Origin of the sequence: Clostridium brassicae (assembly GCF_026738875.1) — a bacterium.
GTDB lineage: Bacteria > Bacillota > Clostridia > Clostridiales > Clostridiaceae > Clostridium_H > Clostridium_H brassicae.
In genome coordinates this window covers 127,983-151,673 of record NZ_JAPQFJ010000011.1, presented here as the reverse complement: position 1 = coordinate 151,673, position 23,691 = coordinate 127,983, and the positions used below count along the sequence as shown (strand labels likewise).

Here is a 23,691-nt window from a genome sequence, read left to right as displayed (position 1 = left end):
GTTCAAAAAACATTAAGAACATTGTTTGATATTCTAAATATGGTGTTTTTATTCCCATAGCCATTTTCTTTTTAAGATCAGATGATACCTCTAACATTGTTTCAATTTCTTCTTTTGTATAATCCTCCAAAGTTATAAAATGTCTTCCTCTAAATACTGTTTGCATTGTTTTTTCCCCCTTGAAATTTATTTTAATTTTACTATTTATTAATTTACCTGTATTTTAAATAAATTTTAATTTTTAATCACTTAATTCTATTATTTTTCTAAATGATCATTTACATATAAAATTGGAACAAGTGCGTACATTGCTGCACATCTTACAAGTTCACTCTTCCATGTTTTTTCATTAGGTGCATGTGCTTGATCTTCATGTCCTGGTCCAAAACCTATAACTGGTATTCCATATCTACCCATTATTGATACTCCGTTAGTTGAAAATGTCCATTTATCAACTAATGGCTCTTCATTAAATAATTTTTTATAACCATCAACTAAAGTGTCACATACTTTGTGCTCCTCTGGTAACACCCACGTTGGGAAGTAGCATTCTGTAGGGTATACTAATCCTGTATAAGCTGGTCTTTCATAAGTATACATTTCAACATCTGCTTTAGCTTCTTTTACAGATGGAAGATTTCTTATTTGTTGAAGAGCATACTCCCAAGTTTCTCCGTCAGTTAATCTTCTATCTATAGATATTGTACATCCATCAGCAACAGCACATCTTGATGGGGATGAGAAAAATATTTCAGACACTGTTAGAGTACCTTTTCCTAAGAAATCATTATCCATTAAATTTTCATTTAAAGCTTTTAATTCATTTAGAATTGGAGCCATCTTAAATATAGCATTATCTCCTCTTTCTGGAGCGGAACCGTGACAACTTACGCCATGAGTCGTTACCTTAATCTCCATTCTTCCTCTTTGTCCTCTGTATATATTGCAAGAAGTTGGCTCAGTTGAAACAACAAATTCTGGTTTTAACTTGTCCTCATTAATAATGTATTGCCAGCATAATCCATCACAGTCTTCTTCTTGAACTGATCCTACTACTACTAATGTATATTCATCTTCAAGTCCAAGATCTTTTATGATTTTTCCAGCATAAACCATTGAAGCCATTCCACCTTCTTGGTCACTAGCTCCTCTTCCTAAGATAATTTCTTCATCTTCATATCCTTCATATGGGTTATAATTCCATAAATTCGCATCGCCAATACCAACTGTATCTATATGGGCATCCATAGCAATTACGTGTTTTCCATGTCCAATATATCCTAAAACATTTCCCATAGGATCTATTTCAACTTTATCAAAACCTACTTTTTCCATTTCTTCTTTTATTCTTAATACTACCTTTTCTTCATCACAACTTTCACTTGGAATAGATATCATATCTCTCAAGAATTTGCTCATTTCCGGTTTATACTTTTCTGCTAACTTTAAAATTTCTTGTACTTTATAATCCTTTGCCATTTTTCAATCCTCCTAAAATTTAATTATTTAATTTTGATTATTTAAAATTTATGTAAAATTGTTGTTATACAAACTTTTCTGTCATTTATACTTAATACTACATAACCTATTAATATAGTCAGTCGTTAGTATAATTTCATTTTTACAATTACCTCTATACAGATTCACCCTACTTTTGTCTCTTTGTAAACCTCTTCATTTATTTTGCTACTAATTACACTATAAGCTAACATACCTAATACAAACCCAGATAAGTATGAACTATCAAATAGCACCCTAAAACTTGGTATAAATTTTCCTGCTAAAATCAATATAGTTGTTATAATTAAAACAGCTATAGCTGATTTATTCCAACCATTAGAATAATAATACATGCCACCATCATTTCTATATATATCAACTAAACTGATATTTGTTTTATGCTCAACCCAGTAAGATGCAAAATATATTCCTTGCATTGGTCCAAAAAATGTTGCTAATGTCCCATTCACTTCAAATATATATCTATCAGGACTTGCAAGCATTTTCCATGGTTGAAGTATGACTGCAAAGATAGCAATAGCAAACAATGCTTTTGTATAGCTAATTTTCTTAGGCCATAAATTAGATATAATTATACCTGAAGGAGCTAAATTAGCCGTTACATTTACAGTAGTAGTTGCAAATAATATTACTAAAGAACATAGTATAACAACTGCTGGATTATTGAATTTTGCAACTATATCTGATGGACTCCATATTGGACTTCCAAATGCAATTGTAGAAGCAACTGTTCCACATACACTAATTACAACTATGCAAAAAGCTGCAATAGGTATTTGTAAAAGTTGACCAAATGCTTGCTCTTTTTGTGATTTAACATGACTTGTAAAATCACACATATTAAGTGATACTGTTCCATCTACTGCCATAGCTGCTGTTAAAGATGGTATGAACAGTTTTCCAAAATTAATATTGTTTCCCATAGCTGCTTGATGTGTAAAAATCGCTCCAAATCCACCAGCTATTTTATATGCCCAAAGGACTGTTGCAATACCAATACAAATCAACAAAGGCATTGCATAACTAGATAAGACTTTTATAGCTTTTAATCCTTTTTGAGCTATAGCTATATTAATAATTAAAAATATAAAGAAACATATAATATACCTTGCTTGTATATTATTCCAAGCTGGTAATATTCCTCCTATAAGACAGCTTAATGCTGTTCCTCCAATCCAACATTGAAGTGCGAACCATAAACTTCCAAGTGATGCTCTTATCATTGTTGGAAGTACATTTCCTTTAGGTCCAAAGGTCACCTTGGAAACTAAAGTATAACTCAATCCATATTTAGTTCCAAAATGCCCCAACATAACTGTTATTCCTATTACTAACCCATGCCCTAACATAACTATAAACAATGCTTGCTTCCAGCTCATTCCCGAAGCTATAAAACCACTAACTAGCATATACCCTGGTATTGAAAATAATATAGAGACCCATATAGATCCTAAATTCCAACCTGACCAATCTCTTTTATGTGAATCTACAGGTTTTGTGTCTTCTGTAAAAATATTATCGTGATTTTTAATTTCGTCTATTCCCTGGTAAGTAATTTCTACTAATTCATTACTTGATCTCTGAAAGCTGCTCATTTAATTCCCCTTTCTTCCTTCATAGCAACACAAAGATGCACTAGGAATTTTAACGTCGATAATTATTTATAAGGGTGGTCTCCATCCCACACTATTTTTCTGTAATTCTCTGGGTCAGTATCTCCTTCTGTACTTATTAAAAGTATTTTAGAATTTTCATCAATTTTTAATGCTTCTTTTATATCTTTATATCTTTCATCAGTTAAGATAGTATATAGGAATCCAGCTGGCACAGCTCCTGATTCTCCTGATATTACTTTGTCGTCTCCTTGAAGTGGGTTACCTAATACCCTCATACCTTGAGCTGCAATATTATCTGGACATGATACAAACATATCACTATAAGAATCTAAAATTCCCCATCCTATAGGATTTGGTTCTCCGCAAGCAAGTCCAGCCATTATTGTAGGCATATCCCCTCCAACATTTGTTATCTTGCCGTTCACTGCTGATCTATACATGCAATCAGCTTCATTTGGCTCAACAACTGCTGTAATAGGTCTGTTTTCTTTATAATAAGAAGCTAAGAATCCTTGCACAGCTCCTGCAAGAGAACCTACCCCAGCTTGAACAAATACATGAGTTGGTCTTTCAACTCCCATTTCTTTCATTTGTTCAGCAGCTTCAATCATCATTGTTGCATATCCTTGCATAATCCATAGAGGTACATCTTGATATCCTTCCCAAGCAGTATCTTGGATTATTTTCCATCCATATTTATTTGCATTTTCCAAAGATAATCTAACAGCATCATCATAATTCATGTCAGTTATATACGCTTCTGCTCCCGTTGCTTTGATATTATTAAGTCTTGTTTCTGATGAACCTTTAGGCATATAAACTACAGCTTTTTGTCCTAATTGCTGTGCTGCCCAAGCAACTCCTCTACCATGATTTCCATCCGTAGCAGTAGTAAAAGTTATTTGTCCTATTTTTTTTCTTGTTTCCTCACTTCTTAATTTTTCAAAGTTCATTTCTGAAATATCTGTATTTAGCTCTTTTGCTATAAATTTTCCTATAGCATAAGAACCTCCTAAAACTTTGAAAGCGTTTAGTCCGAATCTATATGATTCATCTTTTACAAAAACCCCTGAAACTCCCAAATATTTTGCCAAATTATCTAATTTTGCAAGTGGTGTTTTTGAATAAACATTAAAGCTTTCATGAAACTTTCTTACTTTTTGAAGTTCTTCAATACTTAGACAATCTGCTGAAGCTTTTTCAATATCTTGTCTAGCCTTTTCATTTTTTATCCATTTAATATTTTCTTTCATGTTTATTCCTCCCTTCCTATCTGCATATATTAAATAGCATTATTCATGCCAAACTTATAAACCTTGGAAAATGTTAGCTTTAAGATGTTTTTCAAAAAAATATGTTATCAATTTGATAAATTTTATCACACTGATAACAGTTTTGCTAAATCCTTTTAATAACAAGCTTTCTATATTTGATTATTGATTTTATTATCATTTTGATAAAGAGATTTCTAATCTTTAGGTGGGATTTTCGTTCCATCTGAAGATTAGAAACCCTTATCCATGGTCGTAACAACGCTTAACTTGCCGCCCATATAAGCGTGAGTATAAGCTTTAATCAGCATCAGATAAAGAAAATTTTAAATCCATTTTTCTGTCATATGTTTATTACCTTCTTTGTTGTATCTTATGGCTTGTATCTCAGATAGTATAGATATAGCTATTTCTTCTGGAGTATCTCCTCCAAGATCTAATCCTATAGGTGCATGAAGCATACTTAAATCTAATTCTCTATTTAATTCACCTTTTAATTTATCAATCATAAAGCTAGCCTTGTTCTTTGAAGATAGCATTCCGATATATTTAGGTTTACACTCTTTACTACATACTGCCTTTAAAATTTTATAATCTATTTCATGGGTATACCCTGTAATAACAATATAACTTCCATCTGGAATATCTAAATTATTGATTTGCTCTTCATAATCTCCAACTACTATTTCATGACCTTTGTTTATTGCTTCAGCTATTTCCTCTCTGTCATCTATAACTATAGTTTTATAATCTAAATTAACTAACGCATCTGCTAGACATTTTCCTACATGTCCAGCTCCTAATATATATATTCTTGGATTAACGGGTATATATTCAAAATACAATGTAACAAGACCTCCACAAATCATATCTACACTTATAACATCCTTAGTAGGTACCTTACCTGTAAAATCATAACTTTGCATACAATGTTTTTTTGTGCTCATGATTTCTTTAGCCTTTTCTATAGCTAAATATTCTAACTCTCCTCCACCAACAGTTCCTTTTTTATCTCCGTTAGAATAAACTAATAATTTTTTACCTACATTTGCTGGTCCATGTCCTTTTCTTTGTACTACAGTTACAACTACACCTTCTTGTCCCCTTTCTTTCATTCTATAAATTTCTTCATATATGTCTATCATCTTAATTCCTCCTTATTGAAATTTTTGTATTTTTTGTATTTAATCTAAAACTAAATAATGATTAAACTACAAAATATGTTAAATTTATTTATTTTGCAGCTTAATCAATTAAATTAATAATATTAGTGTGATGAATTCTTCACAATGGAAAATAAATTATTCATCACTTCAATATAAATATTTATTTTTTCTACATTAAATCTTCTAAATAATATCCAAGTAAATTCAAACAAATCCCTTTTCTGTAGTTAGCTTTTGATCTTTGGTCATCTATCGGCTTTATTATTTCTCCATATTTAGTCTTTATTTCTTCTATATCTTCTTTACTTATAGTTCCCTTTTTAATAATTTCATTCTCTATTTTTTTACTATTTATTATAGTTGGGCCTACTGCTCCAAAAGCAAGTCTTATATCTTCTATCTTTCCATTTTCTACTTTAGCAAGACCCATAAATGACAATTTAGCTAAGGCTATAGACTTTCTAGTACCTACTTTTCTATGAAGAACTTTATTAAATTCTTTTATATTAATTCTGATTTCTTTTAGTATTTCATCTTTTCTGATTATATTTTTTCCAGGGCCAACAATAAATTCATTTATAGGAATTTCCCTTTTTCCACTTAAACTTTCTAAGACAAGTACAGACTCTAATGCATATAACGCTGGTAAAGTATCTCCTACTGGTGATGAATTACATATATTACCACCTATGGTTGCCATATTTCTTATTCCTGGAGATGCCATACACAAAACTACCTCTTTCATGTATTCAGGAACCAAATCATTATTTGCAATTTCACTACAAGTACATGCAGCACCAATAGTTAAAATATCATTTTTAAAAGTAATGTTTTTTAATTCTAGTAAATCTTTAATAAACACTACTGGTTTATCAAATAATGGCTCTACCCCAGAACATCTTTTTCTTTTTACCATTAAATCAGTTCCACCAGATAATAATATAACTTCTTCTTTACTTATTAATTCTAAAGCTTCTTTTAAATTACTTGGTCTATATCCTTTTACCATAATCCATCACCTCTTTGAGATGCAATTCTTACAGCATCTATAATCATGTTATAGCCTGTACATCTACATAGATTTCCTGATATACCTTCTCTGATTTGTTCATCTGTTGGTTTAGGATACTTTCTTAATAATGCTTCTGTTGCAATTATCATACCCGGAGTACAAAATCCACATTGAACAGCACCTGCATCTTCAAAACTTTCTTTTAAAACACTATATTTTTGTGTTCTTTGCATTCCTTCTATAGTAATTATTTCTTTACCTTCTACTTGACCTATTGGTACCATACAAGAATGTACAATATCACCATTCATTAATACAGCACAAGCCCCACATTCACCTTCTCCGCAACCTTCTTTTACCCCTTGTAATTTAAAGTCATCTCTTAAAACATCAAGTAACCTTCTTACAGCACTTGTTTCAATTTCTACTTCTTCAAAATTCAATGTAAATTTTATTTTATTTATCATGGCTCATTACCTCCATTAGGTATTCTGGTGTCAAAGGTATTCTGTTAATTTCCTTACCAATTGCATTTTCTACAGCTAAAGCATAAGCTGGCCCTGCTCCTATAAAAGTAAGTTCACCTAAAGCTTTAGCTCCAAAAGGACCATTATAATAAGGTTCACAAACTAAGTCACTTTCCATATTTGGAGTGTCTTTTGATGTAGGGATAGTATAATCTGTACTTGTTCTTTGATTTAAAAGTCCATTTTCACTAGTCATAACCTCTATTCCTGCATATCCTAATCCTTGTAATATTCCTCCGTCTATTTGACCTTTAACTATTCTCTCATCAATTGGAGTTCCAATATCAAATACTGACCAAACATTTGATAAAGTTGTTTCATAAGTTATGGGGTCTACTTCAAGTTCAACCACATTGGCTCCCCATGAATAAGAGTTGTAAGCATCACCCACAAAATTAGCATCATCCCAAGAAAACCCTTCTGGATGTTTATATTGAGTCATCACTTCTACTCTATCACTTTCATTCCATCTTTCTTTTAACTTAATAGCTGCATCATATAATAATTTTCCTACAACCATAGTAGTTCTAGATGCAACAGTTGGTCCTGAATCCGGAACTCTATCTGTATCGGGATTTTCATGGATAGTTTTCTCTACTGGTATCTCAAGAGCCTGTGCAACTATCTTTCTTAAAGCAGTTTGAACTCCTTGTCCCATTTCAACATTAGCAATTAATATTTCTACTCTTTCATCTGGATGCTTAACAAGTTTCACTTTAGCCTTTATATGATCTCTTTCCCCACTACCAGTAAATCCACCACCATGGAAGAATATAGACATACCCATTCCTTTTAATTTACCTTGCTTTCTTTCTTCTTCTAACCTCTCTTGTCTATCCCTATATGAAGACATCTCCATAACTCTATCTATAATTTGTGGCAATAAAATATTCTCTCTAAATATACCCCCAGTAGAAGATTTATCTCCTTTTTTAACCATATTCTTCATTTTTAAGTCTAAAGAATCTACACCTAATTTATTTGCTATATGTTCCATATGCAATTCTAATGCTACAAATGCTTGTGGAGCCCCAAATCCTCTAAATCCACCACACATAATATTGTTAGTAGCTACTGATCTACCCTTTACGAAAACATTTTCAACATTGTATACACCTATTGCAGCAAACATAGTTCTTTGAAGGACTATATTAGATAATCCCGCATATGGTCCACAATCTATTTTTATATCCACATCCATACCTAAAATTTTATGATTTTTATCTATATAACTTTTTAGTTTAATTTTAGAAGGATGTCTTTTTGGTGTTACAGCTACATCTTCATTTCTATCTAATACAAGTTGTACAGGTTTTTTAACTTTTAAAGCAGCACAAGCTACATGGCATCCAAGCAATGATGGGAAATCTTCCTTTCCTCCGAATCCTCCACCTGTAACAGTTTGAATAATTTGTACTTTATCTTCTGACAAACCTAAACATTGTTGGACAGCACCTTTAACAAAGTAAGGACATTGCATTGTAGCATACACTGTCACTTTACCATCTTTGTATAACCCCACTGCTCCTTGTGGTTCTAAGTAAATATGTTCCTGATATCCAGTTTCATATTCACCTTCAATTATATACTCACTTTTTGCTTCTAAATCCTCAAGACTTCCTTTGTTGTATTTGTAATCTGCAAAACAATTTTTTTCTCCAAATATAGGTTGTTTAGGATTTATTCCATCTTCTATACTTAAAATTGCATCTATTTTTTCATATTCAATTTTTATTTGAGACATTATATCTAATATTTTTTCTTTATCCGGGCCTATCACCAAAAGTACAGGCTCCCCTATATAATTTACTACCTTATCAGCAAAACATGGCTGATCATCAAAAACCACATGTACTATGTTTTCTCCTGGTACATCGTTCTTATCTACTATAAAATATCCTTCTGGTAATTCAGGGTACTGTATTGATTTAATTTTAGCTCTTGCTTCAGTTGATCTAAAAGTTTTTGCATAAACCATATCATCAAATTGAAAATCTGCTACATACTTTGCAGTTCCTGCTATTTTGTCAGCTGTATCGAACCTTTTAATTGGCTTACTTATATTGTTATTCATAAGTCTAACTTACACCTCCCTAAATTTTTGGGAATTAATCTCTAATATGTGATTATAATCATTTATAGTGTCTATATCTAATAAAATTCCCTGATTATGTACTGGAAGTAAAACTGGATCTTTACTTCCTATAAATTCTCTTAAATTAGAGTATTTATCTCCTTCTAAAACTTCCTTAATCAAATAACTTTTTATTAGTATGGGATGACCTTTTCTGCCTTTATAAGTAGGAATACCTATTTCTCCATTTACATTAAGTAAATTTTTATAAACATTTTCATCGATAAGAGGGTAATCACCTGGAGTAAAAAAAAATTGTTCTCCTTTTATACATGAAAATCCTTTCTTAACCGAACTAAACATGCCCTCCATAAAATTTTCATTAAAAACTAATTCTACGTTTTCATATTTTTGTATAATAGGCTCTAATTTTTCTATTTTATAGCCTCCTACAACTATGACCTTTGAGCATACACTTAACATATTATCTATTACTCTTTCAATAACAGTCTTGTTTTCGATTTCCAATGTCATTTTATATGTTTTAGCTCTTGAGGATAATCCCGCTGCTAAAATTATTCCTTCTACTGCCATGTAATACCCTCCTAATACTTTAAAATTATTTATATAAATAGTATTCTTGGTTTCATATTGAACTTTTATTCTATCTGGAAGTTAGAAATCAGATAAATAACTTTAAAATTATATTTTCAAAAACTATTTTGAAAATTTATATTATTTATTTAGATTCTTTAGCCCCATAAGAACTTTTTCTGGGCTTATTGGTAAAGTCTTAATCCTTACTCCTGTAGCATTATAAACAGCATTAGCTATAGCTGCAAGTGGTGTATCTATTCCCATTTCTCCAACTGACTTAGCACCATAAGGACCTGTTGGTTCATAACTGTCAGCAAATTCAACTGTTAGCTTACGAATCTCTTTTCTTGTTGGTACCTTATATTGCATAAGATTATTTGTAATCATACTACCTTTACTTGTATATCTAACATCTTCAAACATAGCCATGCCTATACCTTGTGCTAAACCACCTTCAACTTGTATACGACATAGGTTTGGATTTATAACTGTTCCACAATCTACTACTGCTACATAATCTACTAAATCATATTTACCTGTTTCAAGATCAACTTCTACTTCCGCTACTCCAAGCATATATGGTGGTGGAGCAACTTTTGGATAGAAGGATTCACAAACTAATAATTGTTTTTGTTCAGAATTATAGTAAAGTTCATTTGAAAACTCCGCTAATGAAATACTTTCTTTTCCATCTAATGTTTTTACATATTCTCCATCAAATTCAACTTGTTCTGCTGGAACCTTGAATTTTCTAGCTCCTTCTTCTTCTATACGTTTTTTCATAGCTTTAGCAGTATTTAAAACAGCATTACCAGAAACATATGTTGTCTTCGATGCATAAGCACCACAATCAAATGGAGTAACATCTGTATCTGATGAATATACTTTAATTTTATCTGTTGAAACGCCCAAAGTTTCAGCTGCAATTTGGGCAAGTATAGTATCACTACCAGTACCTAGATCTGTAGCTCCTATTATTAAGTTAAAGAACCCACTATCATTTAATTTTAATACAGCTGATGCCATATCAATATATGCTATACCAGAACCTTGCATAGCCAATGCGCAACCTATGCCTCTAACCTTATTCTTGCTAATTTGTTGTCTTGGGAATTTTTCTTTCCACTTAGAAAGTTCTGCTCCTCTCTTTACACAATAATCAAGCTTACAGCTTTCAATTATCATATCTACTCCCTCAGTACCTTCTCCCATAATTTTAAATATTGGAGAAGTTTCTCCTTCTTTAATCATGTTCTTCTTTCTAATTTCTAATGGATCCATATTAAGTTTTTCGGCTATTTGATCTATCATTGATTCTACTGCAAAATTACCTTGTAGTGCTCCATATCCTCTATATGCACCTGCAGGTGTGTGATTTGTATAAACAACTTTTCCACCAAATTTTACCGCTTCGATTTTGTTGTATAGTGGAAGTGTTTTTGCAGCTGCAAGCATAAACACTGTTAATGCATGTTCTCCATAAGCACCTGTATCAGATAATAGCTCCATATTTACAGCTTTAAGATTTCCTTCTTTATCTGCACCAACTGTCATATTAAATTTCATAGCATGTCTACAGAAAGTTGATTCAAATACCTCTTTTCTTGTATAAATAAGCCTTGCTGGTTTTCCTGTTCTAAGAGCAGCTAAAGATACTAAAAATTCTCCATGTATTTGCTGCTTTCCACCATATCCTCCGCCTACTCTTGGTTTTATTACACGAATCTCTGAAACTGGTATTCCAAGAGCAGCTCCTATTATACGTCTCATATGGAAGGGGGTTTGAGTAGAACTTACTACAGTTAATCTTCCATAAAAATCTACGTAAGCAAAGCTTGTATGAGTTTCTGTTGCCATATGCGCTTGTGCTTGTGTATAAAAAGTATCTTTTAAAACACAGTCACATTTTTCAAAAGTTGCATCTAAATTTCCAAAGCTCATATGATATTCTGCTGCAATATTACGTTTTGGGTCATATCCTATTGGAAACATTTCATGTGCTTCTGGTTCTGGATGTATTACAGATAAATGACCAACTGCCTTTTCAAAATCTAATACTGGCTCTAATTGTTCATATTCTACCTCTATTAACTCTAAAGCATCTTCAGCTATAGTTTCATTTATTGCAGCTACTGCTGCCACTTCATCTCCTACATATCTTACATATTCATCTAAAATAAACTTATCATGCGGTGATGGCTCAGGATATCCTTGCCCTGCCCTAGTAACTATATTTCTTGGAACATTTTTATGAGTTAATACACATTCAACTCCTTGTAATGCTTCCGCTTTTTCTGTATTTATACTCTTAATTTTTGCAAATGGATGAGGGCTTCTTAATACCTTAACCACTAATGCATTATCAGGAATTAAATCTTTTGTATATGCTGGTTTACCTTGGATTAATCCTATTCCATCTATCTTTGGAACAGATTTTATAATTTCTTTCATTCAGACACCCCCAAATATTTTTTTAGAGCACGTAAATGTCCTACATAACCTGAACATCTACACAAATTCCCTACTAAATAATGATTAATTTCTTCTTCTGTAGGGTTTTTAAGTTCTTTTTCCATAGCTATTACGTTCATTACAAATCCAGGACTACAATACCCACATTGATCTACACCTTCAGCTACTAAAAATTCTCCTATTTCTTTTGCCTTTTCTTGTACACCGTCTATAGTTGTTATACTATGTCCTCCTGCTCTAACAGCAAGATAAGAACATGATGTAATAGGCTTTCCATTCAAAAGTATTGTACAAAGTCCACAAGAACCTGTGTCACAACCTCTTCTTACTGTATATTTATATCTGTTTAATACATCCGCTAACATTTCACCTGGTTCTACATCAAATACTTTATCAATTTCATTAACTTTTAATTGGATTTTCATTATATCACCTCCATAATAGCTCTCTTTACTAAAGCTTTGCATAATTCTTTTCTGTATTCTAAAGATCCCCTTATATCGCTTCCAACACTTAGTTCTTCTGAAGCAATTTCTCCAGCTTTTATAGCAGTTTCTTCATTTAATTCTGAACCTTCTAAAAATTCCATAGCTTTTTCTGCTAATTTAGCTACACCAGGTCTTGCTCCTACTGATATTTTTACTTTATTTTCTACACGAGAAGCTGCTGCATTTAAGATAGCAAAGTCTGTACTTGTATTTCTAATATTTTGAAAAGAAGCTTTTCTATTATCTTTCATTATTATTATCTTAGTTACTATATCTTTAATTTTGCCTTTAGTTTCTAAAAATTCTTTTAACGTTATTTTTCCGCCTTTATATAATTCTACATAAGTATCAAGCGCTAGTAATGAAGTTATAAAATCAGAAAATCCGTATCTTCCAGCAACACTTCCTCCAGCTGTAGCTACATTTCTAAATTGAACGCCCATAATAACTGCTGCTGACTTTGAAATAGCTCCACCAAAATTATTTTTTAATGCTTCATCTATTTCTACTTGTCTTAAAGTTGCCATAGCACCTATTTCAACTTTATCTTCCTTATCTTCAATAATATCTAATCCTAAATCGCTTAAATCTAGCGCTGAATCTATTTTCTTAGCACCTAATCTTAAAAATGTTCCTCCTCCAATTATAGTTGCATTTTTATCTTGCAAAACATTATATGCTTGTTCTAAAGTACTAGGCTTGAAATATTCTTTTATTCTCAAACAACTCACTCCTCTCTCATATTACTTTTTTAAAACACCACTTATAGCTTTTGTAGGACACTTTGATTCACAAAGTCCACATCCAAAACATTTTTCAATATTTACTTTAACTTTTTCATCCATATTTAAAGCAAAATATGGACAGACTTTTATACAAACACTACATTTTATACATTTATCTTCATCTATTATTGGATTATCTGGTTCAAATTTTATATTTCCTTTTTCTAATTTAGTATTTCTAACTTCTTCTACACTTGAAAAATCATATTTTTCAAGTACTTGTGGTAAATCTTTTATGATTTTTTCATATAAATCTTTTCCATGAAGCATTGCTGCTGAAAGCATTTGTACTGCGTCTGCACCAGCTAATAAAAATTCAACTACGTCTTCTGCTGTAGCTACTCCGCCAACCCCAATTACTGTAAAATCTGGCATTGCACTCTTTATTTTATTTACTATTGCTAAAGCAACTGGTTTAATTGCAGGTCCTGATGTCCAAACTTCTCCTTTATCATTTCCTACTAATACTTTACGGTTAGCAAGATCAATCTTCATACTAGGCCCAAGAGAGTTAACAGCTGCTATACCACTTGCTCCATTTTTTCTAGCCACTTCAGCAAAGGCTACATGATCTGGCATATGAGGACTTACTTTCATAAAGAAAGGTTTTTTAGTATTTTTTCTTATAGTCTTAACAGTTTCTCCTATTACACTTAGATCCTTTCCAACATAGTGAGTAGATACTTCGAATGCATCTGCATATGGATCTAAAACTGGAATTAATTTCTCCATATCCTCTTTTGTATAACCAACACTAATTATAAGAGGAATATCTAAATCTTTTTTTAATTTAGGTAAAATTTCTTCTAACCACTGTTCTAAAGGATATTCTGACCAAAGTTCTGCATTCATGATACTGTCTTTATTAGCTATGATACATGGTCTTGGAACATCGGCTCCTTTAATTGATATAGTTTTAGTAACCATACCCCCTAATCCAAACCCTGCAAGTGTCATCATTTTTTCATAATCTCCTACTAGTGGACCTGATGCAGGCAATAAAGGATTTTTTAATTCAATTCCTGCTATTTTTGTACTTAAATTCATTATTTACACCCCTAACATAGTATTATTTGGTTCTGTTTTAAAAAAGTGTTGTTTTCTACACTCTTTTAAAACTTCCTTTAGTATTCCTAATGCTATGTTTTAAATTGTTGAGTTCATTATAATGAAAGTTTACAATTCTTATTTAGTTTAATTAATTGAACGTTAAGAAATTTCATTGTTTGAGCTATGCCAGTTATGAAATTTTAGTGATATTAATTAAACTAAGTTTAGAATTGTTTTTGAAATTATACGAACTCAACAATTTATTAAAACATAGCCTTTTATTTAATCAATATTAATTCTTTTCCAAACCTTTTCTGATTCACATCTTGCTTTTGAATAAATAGAGTCTGTATCTATGTTTAATTTATAATCACTCATCATACACTTTCCAGAACACCAAGTATCTCTTGGATGAAAGTTATCAAAAACGCCAAAGAATAAATGCCCTAATATATTATCTTTATTCAATGGTGTTGGGGGATTGTATGGAATCGTTATCAAATCAGCTTTATAACCTTTCTCTATCTTACCTACTTTAATACCTAATATGTTACTAACATACTCATAACCATTATTTATCACTTTTACTAAATCATCTAAGTCGAATTTTGTCGGACTATTCAGTCTATTTTTCATTCCAAAAACTATATTTAAAAAATCTCTTGTTATATTAACTCCAAGTCCATCATTTCCTATCATACAAGGAACCTTAAATTTTCTAAATATATCATAATTAGCAAGTCCTACAGCATTATTCATATTAGATGTAGGGTTCATGGCAATACTACATCCGCTTTTAGCTATAAGTTCTACTTCTTCCTCATTCATATGAACGCAATGAGCCAAAATGGAATTTTGATTTAACAAACCAAAATCACTCAATCTTTTTATTATGCTTTTATTATATTTTTTATGACAATCTTCTACATCTTCTTCACTTTCTGCAACATGAATATGTATAGGAATGGCTTCTATGATTGAAGATATTTCTTTTAAAGTGTTGTCACTTAAACTCATTGAAGCATGCATTCCAAATAACCCTGTACATTGTTGGCTCTTATTTTTGGCAAACTCAATATTTTCCTCTATACATTCCTTAATATCAAATCTATCACTAGTTTCAAAACAGAATATTCCTCTCATACCTAGCTCATCACAAATACCCTTTTTTAATTGATCTAATGATCCTTTAATATCTAATCCGCTTGCATGATGATCTATTATTGAAGTAACTCCATTTCTTATACATTCACACCCATATATTAGTCCACTATAATAAACAGATTCTTTATCAAGTTGTCCATCTAATTTCCACCAAAGTTGATCCAATATATCTTGAAATTTTTTAGGATTAAACTCCACATTCATTCCTCTTGAAAAAGTAGAGTAGACATGTGTATGACAATTTATTAATCCTGGCATTACAATTGTGCCACTGCAATCAAATACTTCATCAGCGCCTGGAAATTCAATCATATCTCCTACTTCTTTAATCTCACCATCATGGAAAAGTATATAGGAATTTTTCTTAAACTTATGAAAATCAAATATGTTGGCATTTATTAATGCTTTCACTATTTATTCACCTCTTTATTTATAATCTACTATTCCTCCATCCAGTAGTAAAAATATATTTAGCATTATTTATGCCAATTTCTTCTTCCCTTTATTTCAGACATTTTTTAACATAGTATCTTTAAATTGCCCTTATCATTCTGATAAAAATTATCACATTGATAAGCACCCCTTGTCTCCTCTTGTATACAGCTTTTGTAAAGTTGTTTATGGTTTTTTTTATCATTTTGATAAATTATATTCCTCTATTTTCCTATACAAAGTAGCTATACCTATTCCAAGTTTTTTTGCTGCAGCTTTTTTACCTTGAGTTGAATAGCCATAAATATCTAAAGCTTTATTTATTTCATTTTTCTCTAATTCTTTTAAGTTACATATTTCTCTTATGCTTTCTTTAACCTTTCTTTCATTAGATAAAACGCTATTAGGCACAGTATCTAATGTTAATTTTCCATCAGTTCCTAACATATTTATCATAAACTCTATTGTATTTTCAAGTTCACGAATATTACCAGGCCAAGAATAATTATAAAAAACCTCCCAAACCTCATTATCTATATGTATTGATGAAAACTGTTTATCTAATAGCTTAGTATATTTGTCCACAAAACTATTCACTAAGATTTTTATATCTTGTATCCTCTCTCTTAAAGGTGGAATATTAAAAGGTATAACATTAAGTCTGTAGTATAAATCCTCTCTAAATTTATTTTCTTCTATAAGCTTTACTAAATTTTTATTTGTAGCTGCAATAACTCTAACGTCTATATCCACAGGTTTATTAGACCCAACCTTTATTATTCTCCTATCCTGAAGAACTCTTAAAAGTTTTGTTTGCAAATATAGAGGCATGTCCCCAACTTCATCCAAAAAAATAGTTCCTCTATTAGCTAATTCAAATTTACCAATTTTGCCTGAAGAAGATGCTCCTGTAAATGCACCTTTTACATACCCAAATAATTCACTTTCCAATAATGCATCTGGTATAGCTGCACAGTTAATTGCTATAAATGGTTCTTTTTTTCTACTTCCTTCATTATGCATAGCTCTTGCAAACAGTTCTTTACCTGTACCACTTGCTCCAGTTATTAAAACAGTCGAGCTAGATAGAGCTATTTTTTTTAGGTTTTTTTTGAGAATTAACATTCTTTCACATTCCCCTAATATATCATCACATACTATATTTTTACTTATATTGCTTACTCCTGTAACTATGTCTTTAAATCTTTTGTTGTCTTGAAAAATAATAATTTTATCAAATTGATTTTCATTTAAACCCATCTCATGAATATTTCCCACAACATAAAATTTTTGATTATTTATGTTTAATTTGTACTCATGCATATCAACAATACATTCCCCTATTTCCTCTATTTGAATCTCATGTATAAAATGGTTATCTATAAAATTTAATATCTCCATAGCTTTTTTATTTATATGAGTTATCTTATTTTTTTTATTTAAAATAATTACTCCTCTATCCATCTTATCTATAACCAAATTTAGTGATTTTAATAATGTTTGTTCTCTCAATTTTTCTTTTCTTTCATAAGCAGTTATACTTATAAATTCAGATATTTGTTGTAAAAACTCCATGTAAGCATCAAAATCTTTCATTAGATACTCTCGTTGTTCATCAGTAAAACAAACAAGACCTATAACCCCTATAACATCATCTCCTAGCTTTATAGGGGTACACATTTCAAATTTCTCTTCACAATTGCCACATTTAGGACAAGGTAAACATAGTTTTTCATCTCCTGGTTTCTTAATAATTTGGGGAATTCCAGTTCTTAATGCTGTTCTATATACATATCCTTCTCCTAACATACTCTTGTTAATTCTGTTCTTAAATACACCGGTCCCTGCTACCCTCACTAAATTTTCATCAGCTATTTCTACCTCAACTTTTAATACTTTTGATATTATTTTGGCATACCTCATTACTGCCTGTTGGATATCCTCCAAAATCGTTTTCATATTTCTCATCTCCTTATGTTTTAACCTACTAAAATTTATTATCATATTTTAAATATATAGTAAATATATTACATAATTAATATTGTGTGTATATTATACACTATTTTCATTTATCAGTAAAAAAACTCGAAATGCAGTCTTAACTACATTTCGAGTTCCATCTCACTATTATCATATAGAAAATAAATCTATAAACTCATTTTTATTAAAATCGAATATTCCTCTAGCAGTAATCCTTATTTCTGGTATAACAGGTAAAGCCATAAATCCCAAAGTCAAAAATATGTCCTTATCCTCCTCCATACCATATTGCCTACATATTATATTTAATTTTTTTATTTTATCAACTACACATTTTGGCTCCTTAGAAGTCATGAGTCCAGCTATAGGTAGACTTAACTGCTCTATAAGTTTGCCACCAGATACTATAGCTACTCCTCCTCCTATACTTATAATACTATTAACAGCTACTTTCATATCTCTATCATTACTACCCACTACTATAATATTATGAGAATCATGTGCTATAGTTTGAGCTATAGTGCAGTCTTTTATACCAAGTCCTTCTACAAAACCAACTGAGTATTTTCCCGTTCTCTTATGTCTTTCAAAAACAGCTATTTTTAGCATATCCTCTGAAAGAGGCTTATCCACATACCCATTTTTTACTGAAACCTCTCTTATCACTTTTTTAGTTTCAATAGAATCCGAAATAACTCTTATTACATTCACCTTATCCGTTTTCGCCTTGATTTTAAAACAATCTTCCTTAACAAATTCTATGTTCATAGACGGTTTTACAAATCCATTACCATATTTAATAGTATTTGCTACATATACAACTCCATTTTTTATGACATCTTTAATCTTAACTTTATTTAAATCTTGAAAAATTACTAAATCAGCTTTATAACCTGGAGCAATTGCTCCTACTTTTCTTAGTCCATAACATTCTGCTGCATTTAGTGTTGCTAAAGTAATTGCTTTTATTGGGTTTAATCCTTCTTCAATGGCAATCCTTATACTATCATCTATAGAACCCTTCTCAATCAAATCAACTATATCCTTATCATCAGTGCAAAATAAAAACCTATGAAAATTATCATTATTTACTGCCGGTAATAATTCTCTTAAATTTTTAGCTGCTGAACCTTCACGAAGCATTATATACATACCTTTTTTAATCTTTTTAATAGCTTCATCAGGTGTTGTACATTCATGATCTGTTTTTATACCTTGATTTACATATGCATTTAACCAATGATCACCAATTCTAGGGCAATGTCCATCTATAACCTTATTTCTAAATAAATTTAATTTACTTGTCATATCTTTTTCTAAATTCACAACTGATGGTACATCCATAACTTCTCCAAGTCCTAAGACTCTAGTTTCTTTAATAAACTTCGCTAAATTTTCTGAATTTAATGTAGCTCCGTTATCCTCTATATCCAACGCCGGTACACAAGACGGCATCATAAAAAATATATCTACTGGACTATCCTTACTATTATCTATCATAAATTTTATTCCATCTTCACCTAATACGTTAGCTATTTCATGAGGATCAGCTATACATGTAGTTACTCCTTTTTTTATCAAAATGTGAGAGAATATTTCTGGAGTTACTTTTGAAGATTCCACATGAACGTGGGAGTCTATAAATCCTGGGGATACAAAATAGCCTGTACAATCTATCTCTTTTTCTCCACTATAACTACCTATTCCAACAATTGTATCTCCATTTATAGCTATATCATCTTTGTCTATCGTTTGAGTAAATACATTTACAATAGAAGCATTTTTTAATACTATATCTGCTTTTTTGTTTCCCAATGCTGCATCAATATTACTTCTTAACTTCTCCATAATATATTACCCTCTCTTTATTCTTTACTTTAATATTATTTATAATATATGTTACAAACTTATAAATCTTGCTATAAAGATTACAGCTAATATAATTAACGTAAGTGATATTTTTTCTTTTTTACCTGCAAATAAATTAAATATTACATAAGATATAACCCCAAACATTAGCCCTGTAGCTATACTATATGTTAAAGGCATTAATATTATTGTTAAAAAAGCTGGTATTGCTTCAGTGTAGTCATAAAAATCAATTTGAGTTATATTCTGCATCATAAATAATCCAACTATTATAAGGGCTGGTGCAGTTGCACAACTAGGAATTGCCATAAAAATAGGTGCAAAAAATGCTGATATTATAAATAAAATTCCTGCTGCTATAGCTGTAAGTCCTGTTCTTCCACCTTCTGCAACGCCTGCTGAACTTTCAACATAAGTTGTAACAGTGGAAACACCCATAACTGCTCCCATAGTTGTCCCTATAGCATCTGTTAATAACGCTTGTTTAGCTCTTAATACATTACCTTTCTCATCTAACATATTTGCCTTTGATGCAACTCCAACTAAAGTTCCTACTGTATCAAAAAAATCAACAAATAAAAAAGTTAATAAAACAGATATAATTGTTGCAATACCTTTAGGGGTTGAAAGTATAGCAAAATTTAATTTCCCTGCTATAGGTGCCATACTGTGTATACCAAATAATCCTGTTGGCAAAAAGATCTTATATGCTTCAGCAGCTTTTGCAGGTCCTATTGCAAGAGCATAACACCATGATATAACTGTGCAAGCTAAAATCCCCCAAAGCATTGCACCTTTTACCTTTTTGTGCACTAATACTCCAATAATTACAATTCCAATAATAGCAATAACAGCTCTAGGATCGCTGATCTTCCCTAACGCAACTAATGTTGCATCATCATTTGTAACTATACCAGCATTTTGAAACCCTATAAAAGCTATGAATAATCCAATACCACCACTTACCGCTATTTTTAGTGAAGTTGGAATAGAATTTACAACAATTTCTCTTACATTTGTTAAAGAAAGAAGAATAAATATGATACCTTCTAAAAATACTGCTACTAAAGCAACTTGCCATGGTACTTTCATATTTCCACAGACTGAAAAAGCAAAAAATGCATTAAGTCCCATACCTGATGCTAATACAAAAGGTAGATTCGCATAAATTCCCATAAGAATTGTAGTAAGACCTGCTGCTATACATGTAGATGTTAAAATTGCTCCTTTGTCCATCCCTGTAGTAGCTAAGAAATCTGGATTTACTGCAATAATATAAGCCATTGTTAAAAATGTAGTAATTCCTGCAATAATCTCGGTTCTAACTGTTGTATTATTTTCTTTCAGCTTAAAAGTCCTCTCTAGAAAACTGTCATTAGCATTGATAGTTTCAGTGTTTTTATTCACTAAAATCACCCCTTATATATTTTTATATAACAAGCTGTTTAAAATATTTTTAATACACTTTTATTTTAAAACAGCCTAATTATTAACCTAGGAGAAATAGCTAATTATTGTTCAAAGTTTTCTTTACACATAAATTTAATAATTACGTTTTTGCCTTTTTATAAATTTTCCATAACCCTTTTCACCTATAAAATGATTGTTTTTGACAATAACTTTTCCTCTAACCATAGTTAATACAGGATAACCTTTTAATTTCATACCTTCATACGCCGTATAATCAACATTTTCATGTAATATATCCCTAGTTAATATAACATCTTTATTTGGATCAATTAAAACAATATCAGCATCTGATCCTACTTGTATGGCTCCTTTCTTAGGGTACAATCCAAACATCTTAGCAGGACTAGTACAGCAAACATCTACAAAACGATTAATGCTTATTTTGCTTTTCATAACTCCCTCTGAGAACATAAGAGGAATTCTTTCTTCAATACCTGGTACTCCATTGGGACACTTAGTAAAATCATCTTTTCCCATTTGTTTGTCCTTATTAAATGCAAATGGACAATGATCAGTAGCTACAACATGAATATTTCCATCTTTAATACCTTTCCATAGAGCTGCTTGGTTATCTTTTTTTCTAAGGGGCGGACTCATAATATATTTTAATCCTTCATTATTAGGTTCTTTGTACTTTTCTTCATCTAAAAATAGATATTGGGGACATGTTTCAACATATACCTTTTGCCCACTATCTTGCGCTATTTTTATATATTTAAGTCCAAGTTCATTTGATAAATGAACAATATATAATGGAGCATTTCCCGCTAAAGATGCTAAATTTATCATTCTACTTATAGCTTCTGCTTCACATTCAACTGGCCTACTCATAGGATGATATATGGGTGAAGTTTTACCTTGTTCAACAAATAATCTTCTAAAATAATTAATAGAATCATTATTTTCTGGATGAACTGTAGTAATCCCTCCTAACTCCTTTAACCTCATAAGAATCTTTAATGCCTCTTCATCACTGACTTTATAATCATAAGTTAAATATATTTTAAAACTTGGGATACCCTCATCATTCACAATTTCACTCATCTCTTTTAAAATCCTATCATCTACATGTTGAACTACCCCATGAAAACTATAGTCTATTACGGCTTTGTCATCTGCATATCCATGATACACATTTACTTGGTGATGTAAATTGCATCCTTTAGGACCAAACCCCATATGATCAACAATACATGTTGTTCCCCCACAAGCAGCTGCTACTGTTCCAGTATAAAAATCATCATTTGCTACAGCAATCCCTACATCTAAATTAAGATGGGTATGAACATCTACTCCTCCTGGAATTACATACTTTCCTTTTGCATCAATTACTTCATCACATTGTCTTTGTAAATCTATTCCTATTTCTTTAATAATTCCATCTTCTATATAGATATCTCCTTTGTATGTATCACTGGCTGTTACAATTAACCCATTTTTTATAATTGACGACATAATATCCCCCATTTTTAACTTTTTATTTTATTAATCTATTTTTAACTTTCAAAAGAAAACTTAACAACTCTCATCTTAATATTCAATCTTAAAGTATAAATTAATAAGCTTAAAATAATCCATGTCTTAATCATGTAAACGTTTTTATATTTCCCGATTCCAGCTACTCTTTCAGATGTTAAATCAACTAAGTCTTTATTATCTAATTGAAATTTACTCATATGACTTCCTCCTAAGACTTAATTAGGTATACATATAATACTTATACCCATCATCTTTATATTTTCAAACATTCTGATTATTTAACTTATAATATAAAGCATTATTTATGCCAAATTAACTAATAATTGTTATATTTCTTCTATTTATACCTAAAGAAGAATTATCATTATGATACTTCTTTTTTAGGTTATGATAGTTTATCTTATTATATAGTTTTCATATGAACATAATAAAAACCCCCAATTTATGTTTAAATACTTATTAACTTACCTTTACACTTTTCACATATTTAAAATAAGAAAGGGGATTATTAATATGATAATTAATTATCATATTAATAATCCCCTTAAGACTCTCTTTATTACTTATTCTTTATAGTATTTTTACATATTTTATTATTACTTTGATAATAAAATATGTATTGTAAATAGCACTTTAAATTCCTTCTTACACTAATCTTAGAACCTAGTCTAAACTCTATAGGTTTTCTCTACCTATAAACATAATCTTCAAAACCATG

General features: G+C 30.8%; 18 protein-coding genes and 1 pseudogene. All 19 read right to left on the bottom strand.

Annotated features, from left to right (window positions below):
- Positions 1-166, bottom strand: a pseudogene (locus OW729_RS19425) (ornithine carbamoyltransferase); the annotation flags it as partial.
- 92 nt (positions 167-258) lie between these two features.
- Entirely contained in the window at positions 259-1,479 is a 1,221-nt protein-coding gene (locus OW729_RS11795; RefSeq protein WP_268061711.1) for a YgeY family selenium metabolism-linked hydrolase, read from the bottom strand.
- Between the two features lie 164 nt (positions 1,480-1,643).
- The gene (locus OW729_RS11790) at positions 1,644-3,116 is read right to left on the bottom strand and encodes a cytosine permease (RefSeq protein ID WP_268061710.1); all 1,473 of its coding nucleotides are present in this window, start codon (positions 3,114-3,116) and stop codon (positions 1,644-1,646) included.
- Positions 3,117-3,178: 62 nt separating this feature from the next.
- Positions 3,179-4,390, bottom strand: a complete 1,212-nt coding sequence (gene dpaL / locus OW729_RS11785; RefSeq protein ID WP_268061709.1) for a diaminopropionate ammonia-lyase — start codon at positions 4,388-4,390, stop codon at positions 3,179-3,181.
- A gap of 344 nt (positions 4,391-4,734) precedes the next feature.
- On the bottom strand, positions 4,735-5,553 hold the full coding sequence (locus OW729_RS11780) for an XdhC family protein (protein WP_268061708.1): 819 nt from the start codon (positions 5,551-5,553) through the stop codon (positions 4,735-4,737).
- 190 nt (positions 5,554-5,743) lie between these two features.
- Positions 5,744-6,583 (bottom strand): FAD binding domain-containing protein, encoded by an 840-nt coding sequence (locus OW729_RS11775; protein WP_268061707.1) that lies wholly within the window; start codon positions 6,581-6,583, stop codon positions 5,744-5,746.
- Complete coding sequence (locus tag OW729_RS11770; RefSeq protein ID WP_268061706.1) at positions 6,577-7,053, bottom strand: (2Fe-2S)-binding protein; 477 nt, start codon at positions 7,051-7,053, stop codon at positions 6,577-6,579. The genes OW729_RS11775 and OW729_RS11770 overlap by 7 nt, the downstream gene beginning before the upstream one ends.
- Positions 7,043-9,187, bottom strand: a complete 2,145-nt coding sequence (locus OW729_RS11765; protein WP_268061705.1) for a xanthine dehydrogenase family protein molybdopterin-binding subunit — start codon at positions 9,185-9,187, stop codon at positions 7,043-7,045. Before OW729_RS11765 ends, OW729_RS11770 begins: the two co-directional genes overlap by 11 nt.
- A gap of 9 nt (positions 9,188-9,196) precedes the next feature.
- Entirely contained in the window at positions 9,197-9,781 is a 585-nt protein-coding gene (locus tag OW729_RS11760; RefSeq protein ID WP_268061704.1) for a nucleotidyltransferase family protein, read from the bottom strand.
- A gap of 141 nt (positions 9,782-9,922) precedes the next feature.
- Positions 9,923-12,235, bottom strand: coding sequence for a xanthine dehydrogenase family protein molybdopterin-binding subunit (locus OW729_RS11755; RefSeq protein WP_268061703.1), 2,313 nt, complete (start codon positions 12,233-12,235; stop codon positions 9,923-9,925).
- A complete protein-coding gene (locus OW729_RS11750) occupies positions 12,232-12,681 on the bottom strand; it encodes a (2Fe-2S)-binding protein (RefSeq protein ID WP_268061702.1) in 450 nt (149 codons plus the stop codon). The genes OW729_RS11755 and OW729_RS11750 overlap by 4 nt, the downstream gene beginning before the upstream one ends.
- Complete coding sequence (locus OW729_RS11745) at positions 12,681-13,475, bottom strand: FAD binding domain-containing protein (RefSeq protein ID WP_326498375.1); 795 nt, start codon at positions 13,473-13,475, stop codon at positions 12,681-12,683. Before OW729_RS11745 ends, OW729_RS11750 begins: the two co-directional genes overlap by 1 nt.
- Before the next feature lie 12 nt (positions 13,476-13,487).
- Positions 13,488-14,576, bottom strand: a complete 1,089-nt coding sequence (locus OW729_RS11740; RefSeq protein ID WP_268061700.1) for a 4Fe-4S binding protein — start codon at positions 14,574-14,576, stop codon at positions 13,488-13,490.
- A gap of 285 nt (positions 14,577-14,861) precedes the next feature.
- Entirely contained in the window at positions 14,862-16,154 is a 1,293-nt protein-coding gene (locus OW729_RS11735) for an amidohydrolase family protein (protein ID WP_268061699.1), read from the bottom strand.
- Positions 16,155-16,376: 222 nt separating this feature from the next.
- Positions 16,377-18,134 carry a sigma 54-interacting transcriptional regulator gene (locus OW729_RS11730; RefSeq protein ID WP_268061698.1) on the bottom strand — a complete coding sequence of 586 codons (1,758 nt, stop codon included), beginning with the start codon at positions 18,132-18,134 and terminating at the stop codon, positions 16,377-16,379.
- Between the two features lie 171 nt (positions 18,135-18,305).
- Positions 18,306-20,003, bottom strand: a complete 1,698-nt coding sequence (ade, locus tag OW729_RS11725) for an adenine deaminase (protein ID WP_268061697.1) — start codon at positions 20,001-20,003, stop codon at positions 18,306-18,308.
- Positions 20,004-20,054: 51 nt separating this feature from the next.
- Complete coding sequence (locus OW729_RS11720; protein ID WP_407647672.1) at positions 20,055-21,431, bottom strand: NCS2 family permease; 1,377 nt, start codon at positions 21,429-21,431, stop codon at positions 20,055-20,057.
- Between the two features lie 135 nt (positions 21,432-21,566).
- Complete coding sequence (hydA, locus tag OW729_RS11715; protein WP_268061696.1) at positions 21,567-22,949, bottom strand: dihydropyrimidinase; 1,383 nt, start codon at positions 22,947-22,949, stop codon at positions 21,567-21,569.
- A 41-nt stretch (positions 22,950-22,990) separates the two neighbouring features.
- A complete protein-coding gene (locus OW729_RS11710) occupies positions 22,991-23,170 on the bottom strand; it encodes a hypothetical protein (RefSeq protein WP_268061695.1) in 180 nt (59 codons plus the stop codon).
- Positions 23,171-23,691: the final 521 nt, after the last annotated feature.

Excerpts from the sequence above, each read along its gene's own strand:
- OW729_RS11795 (WP_268061711.1), bottom strand. The coding sequence starts at position 1,479 with ATGGCAAAGGATTATAAAGTACAAGAAATTTTAAAGTTAGCAGAAAAG.
- OW729_RS11790 (WP_268061710.1), bottom strand. The coding sequence starts at position 3,116 with ATGAGCAGCTTTCAGAGATCAAGTAATGAATTAGTAGAAATTACTTAC.
- dpaL (WP_268061709.1), bottom strand. The coding sequence starts at position 4,390 with ATGAAAGAAAATATTAAATGGATAAAAAATGAAAAGGCTAGACAAGAT.
- OW729_RS11780 (WP_268061708.1), bottom strand. The coding sequence starts at position 5,553 with ATGATAGACATATATGAAGAAATTTATAGAATGAAAGAAAGGGGACAA.
- OW729_RS11775 (WP_268061707.1), bottom strand. The coding sequence starts at position 6,583 with ATGGTAAAAGGATATAGACCAAGTAATTTAAAAGAAGCTTTAGAATTA.
- OW729_RS11770 (WP_268061706.1), bottom strand. The coding sequence starts at position 7,053 with ATGATAAATAAAATAAAATTTACATTGAATTTTGAAGAAGTAGAAATT.
- OW729_RS11765 (WP_268061705.1), bottom strand. The coding sequence starts at position 9,187 with ATGAATAACAATATAAGTAAGCCAATTAAAAGGTTCGATACAGCTGAC.
- OW729_RS11760 (WP_268061704.1), bottom strand. The coding sequence starts at position 9,781 with ATGGCAGTAGAAGGAATAATTTTAGCAGCGGGATTATCCTCAAGAGCT.
- OW729_RS11755 (WP_268061703.1), bottom strand. The coding sequence starts at position 12,235 with ATGAAAGAAATTATAAAATCTGTTCCAAAGATAGATGGAATAGGATTA.
- OW729_RS11750 (WP_268061702.1), bottom strand. The coding sequence starts at position 12,681 with ATGAAAATCCAATTAAAAGTTAATGAAATTGATAAAGTATTTGATGTA.
- OW729_RS11740 (WP_268061700.1), bottom strand. The coding sequence starts at position 14,576 with ATGAATTTAAGTACAAAAATAGCAGGAATTGAATTAAAAAATCCTTTA.
- OW729_RS11730 (WP_268061698.1), bottom strand. The coding sequence starts at position 18,134 with ATGAAAACGATTTTGGAGGATATCCAACAGGCAGTAATGAGGTATGCC.
- ade (WP_268061697.1), bottom strand. The coding sequence starts at position 20,003 with ATGGAGAAGTTAAGAAGTAATATTGATGCAGCATTGGGAAACAAAAAA.
- hydA (WP_268061696.1), bottom strand. The coding sequence starts at position 22,949 with ATGTCGTCAATTATAAAAAATGGGTTAATTGTAACAGCCAGTGATACA.
- OW729_RS11710 (WP_268061695.1), bottom strand. The coding sequence starts at position 23,170 with ATGAGTAAATTTCAATTAGATAATAAAGACTTAGTTGATTTAACATCT.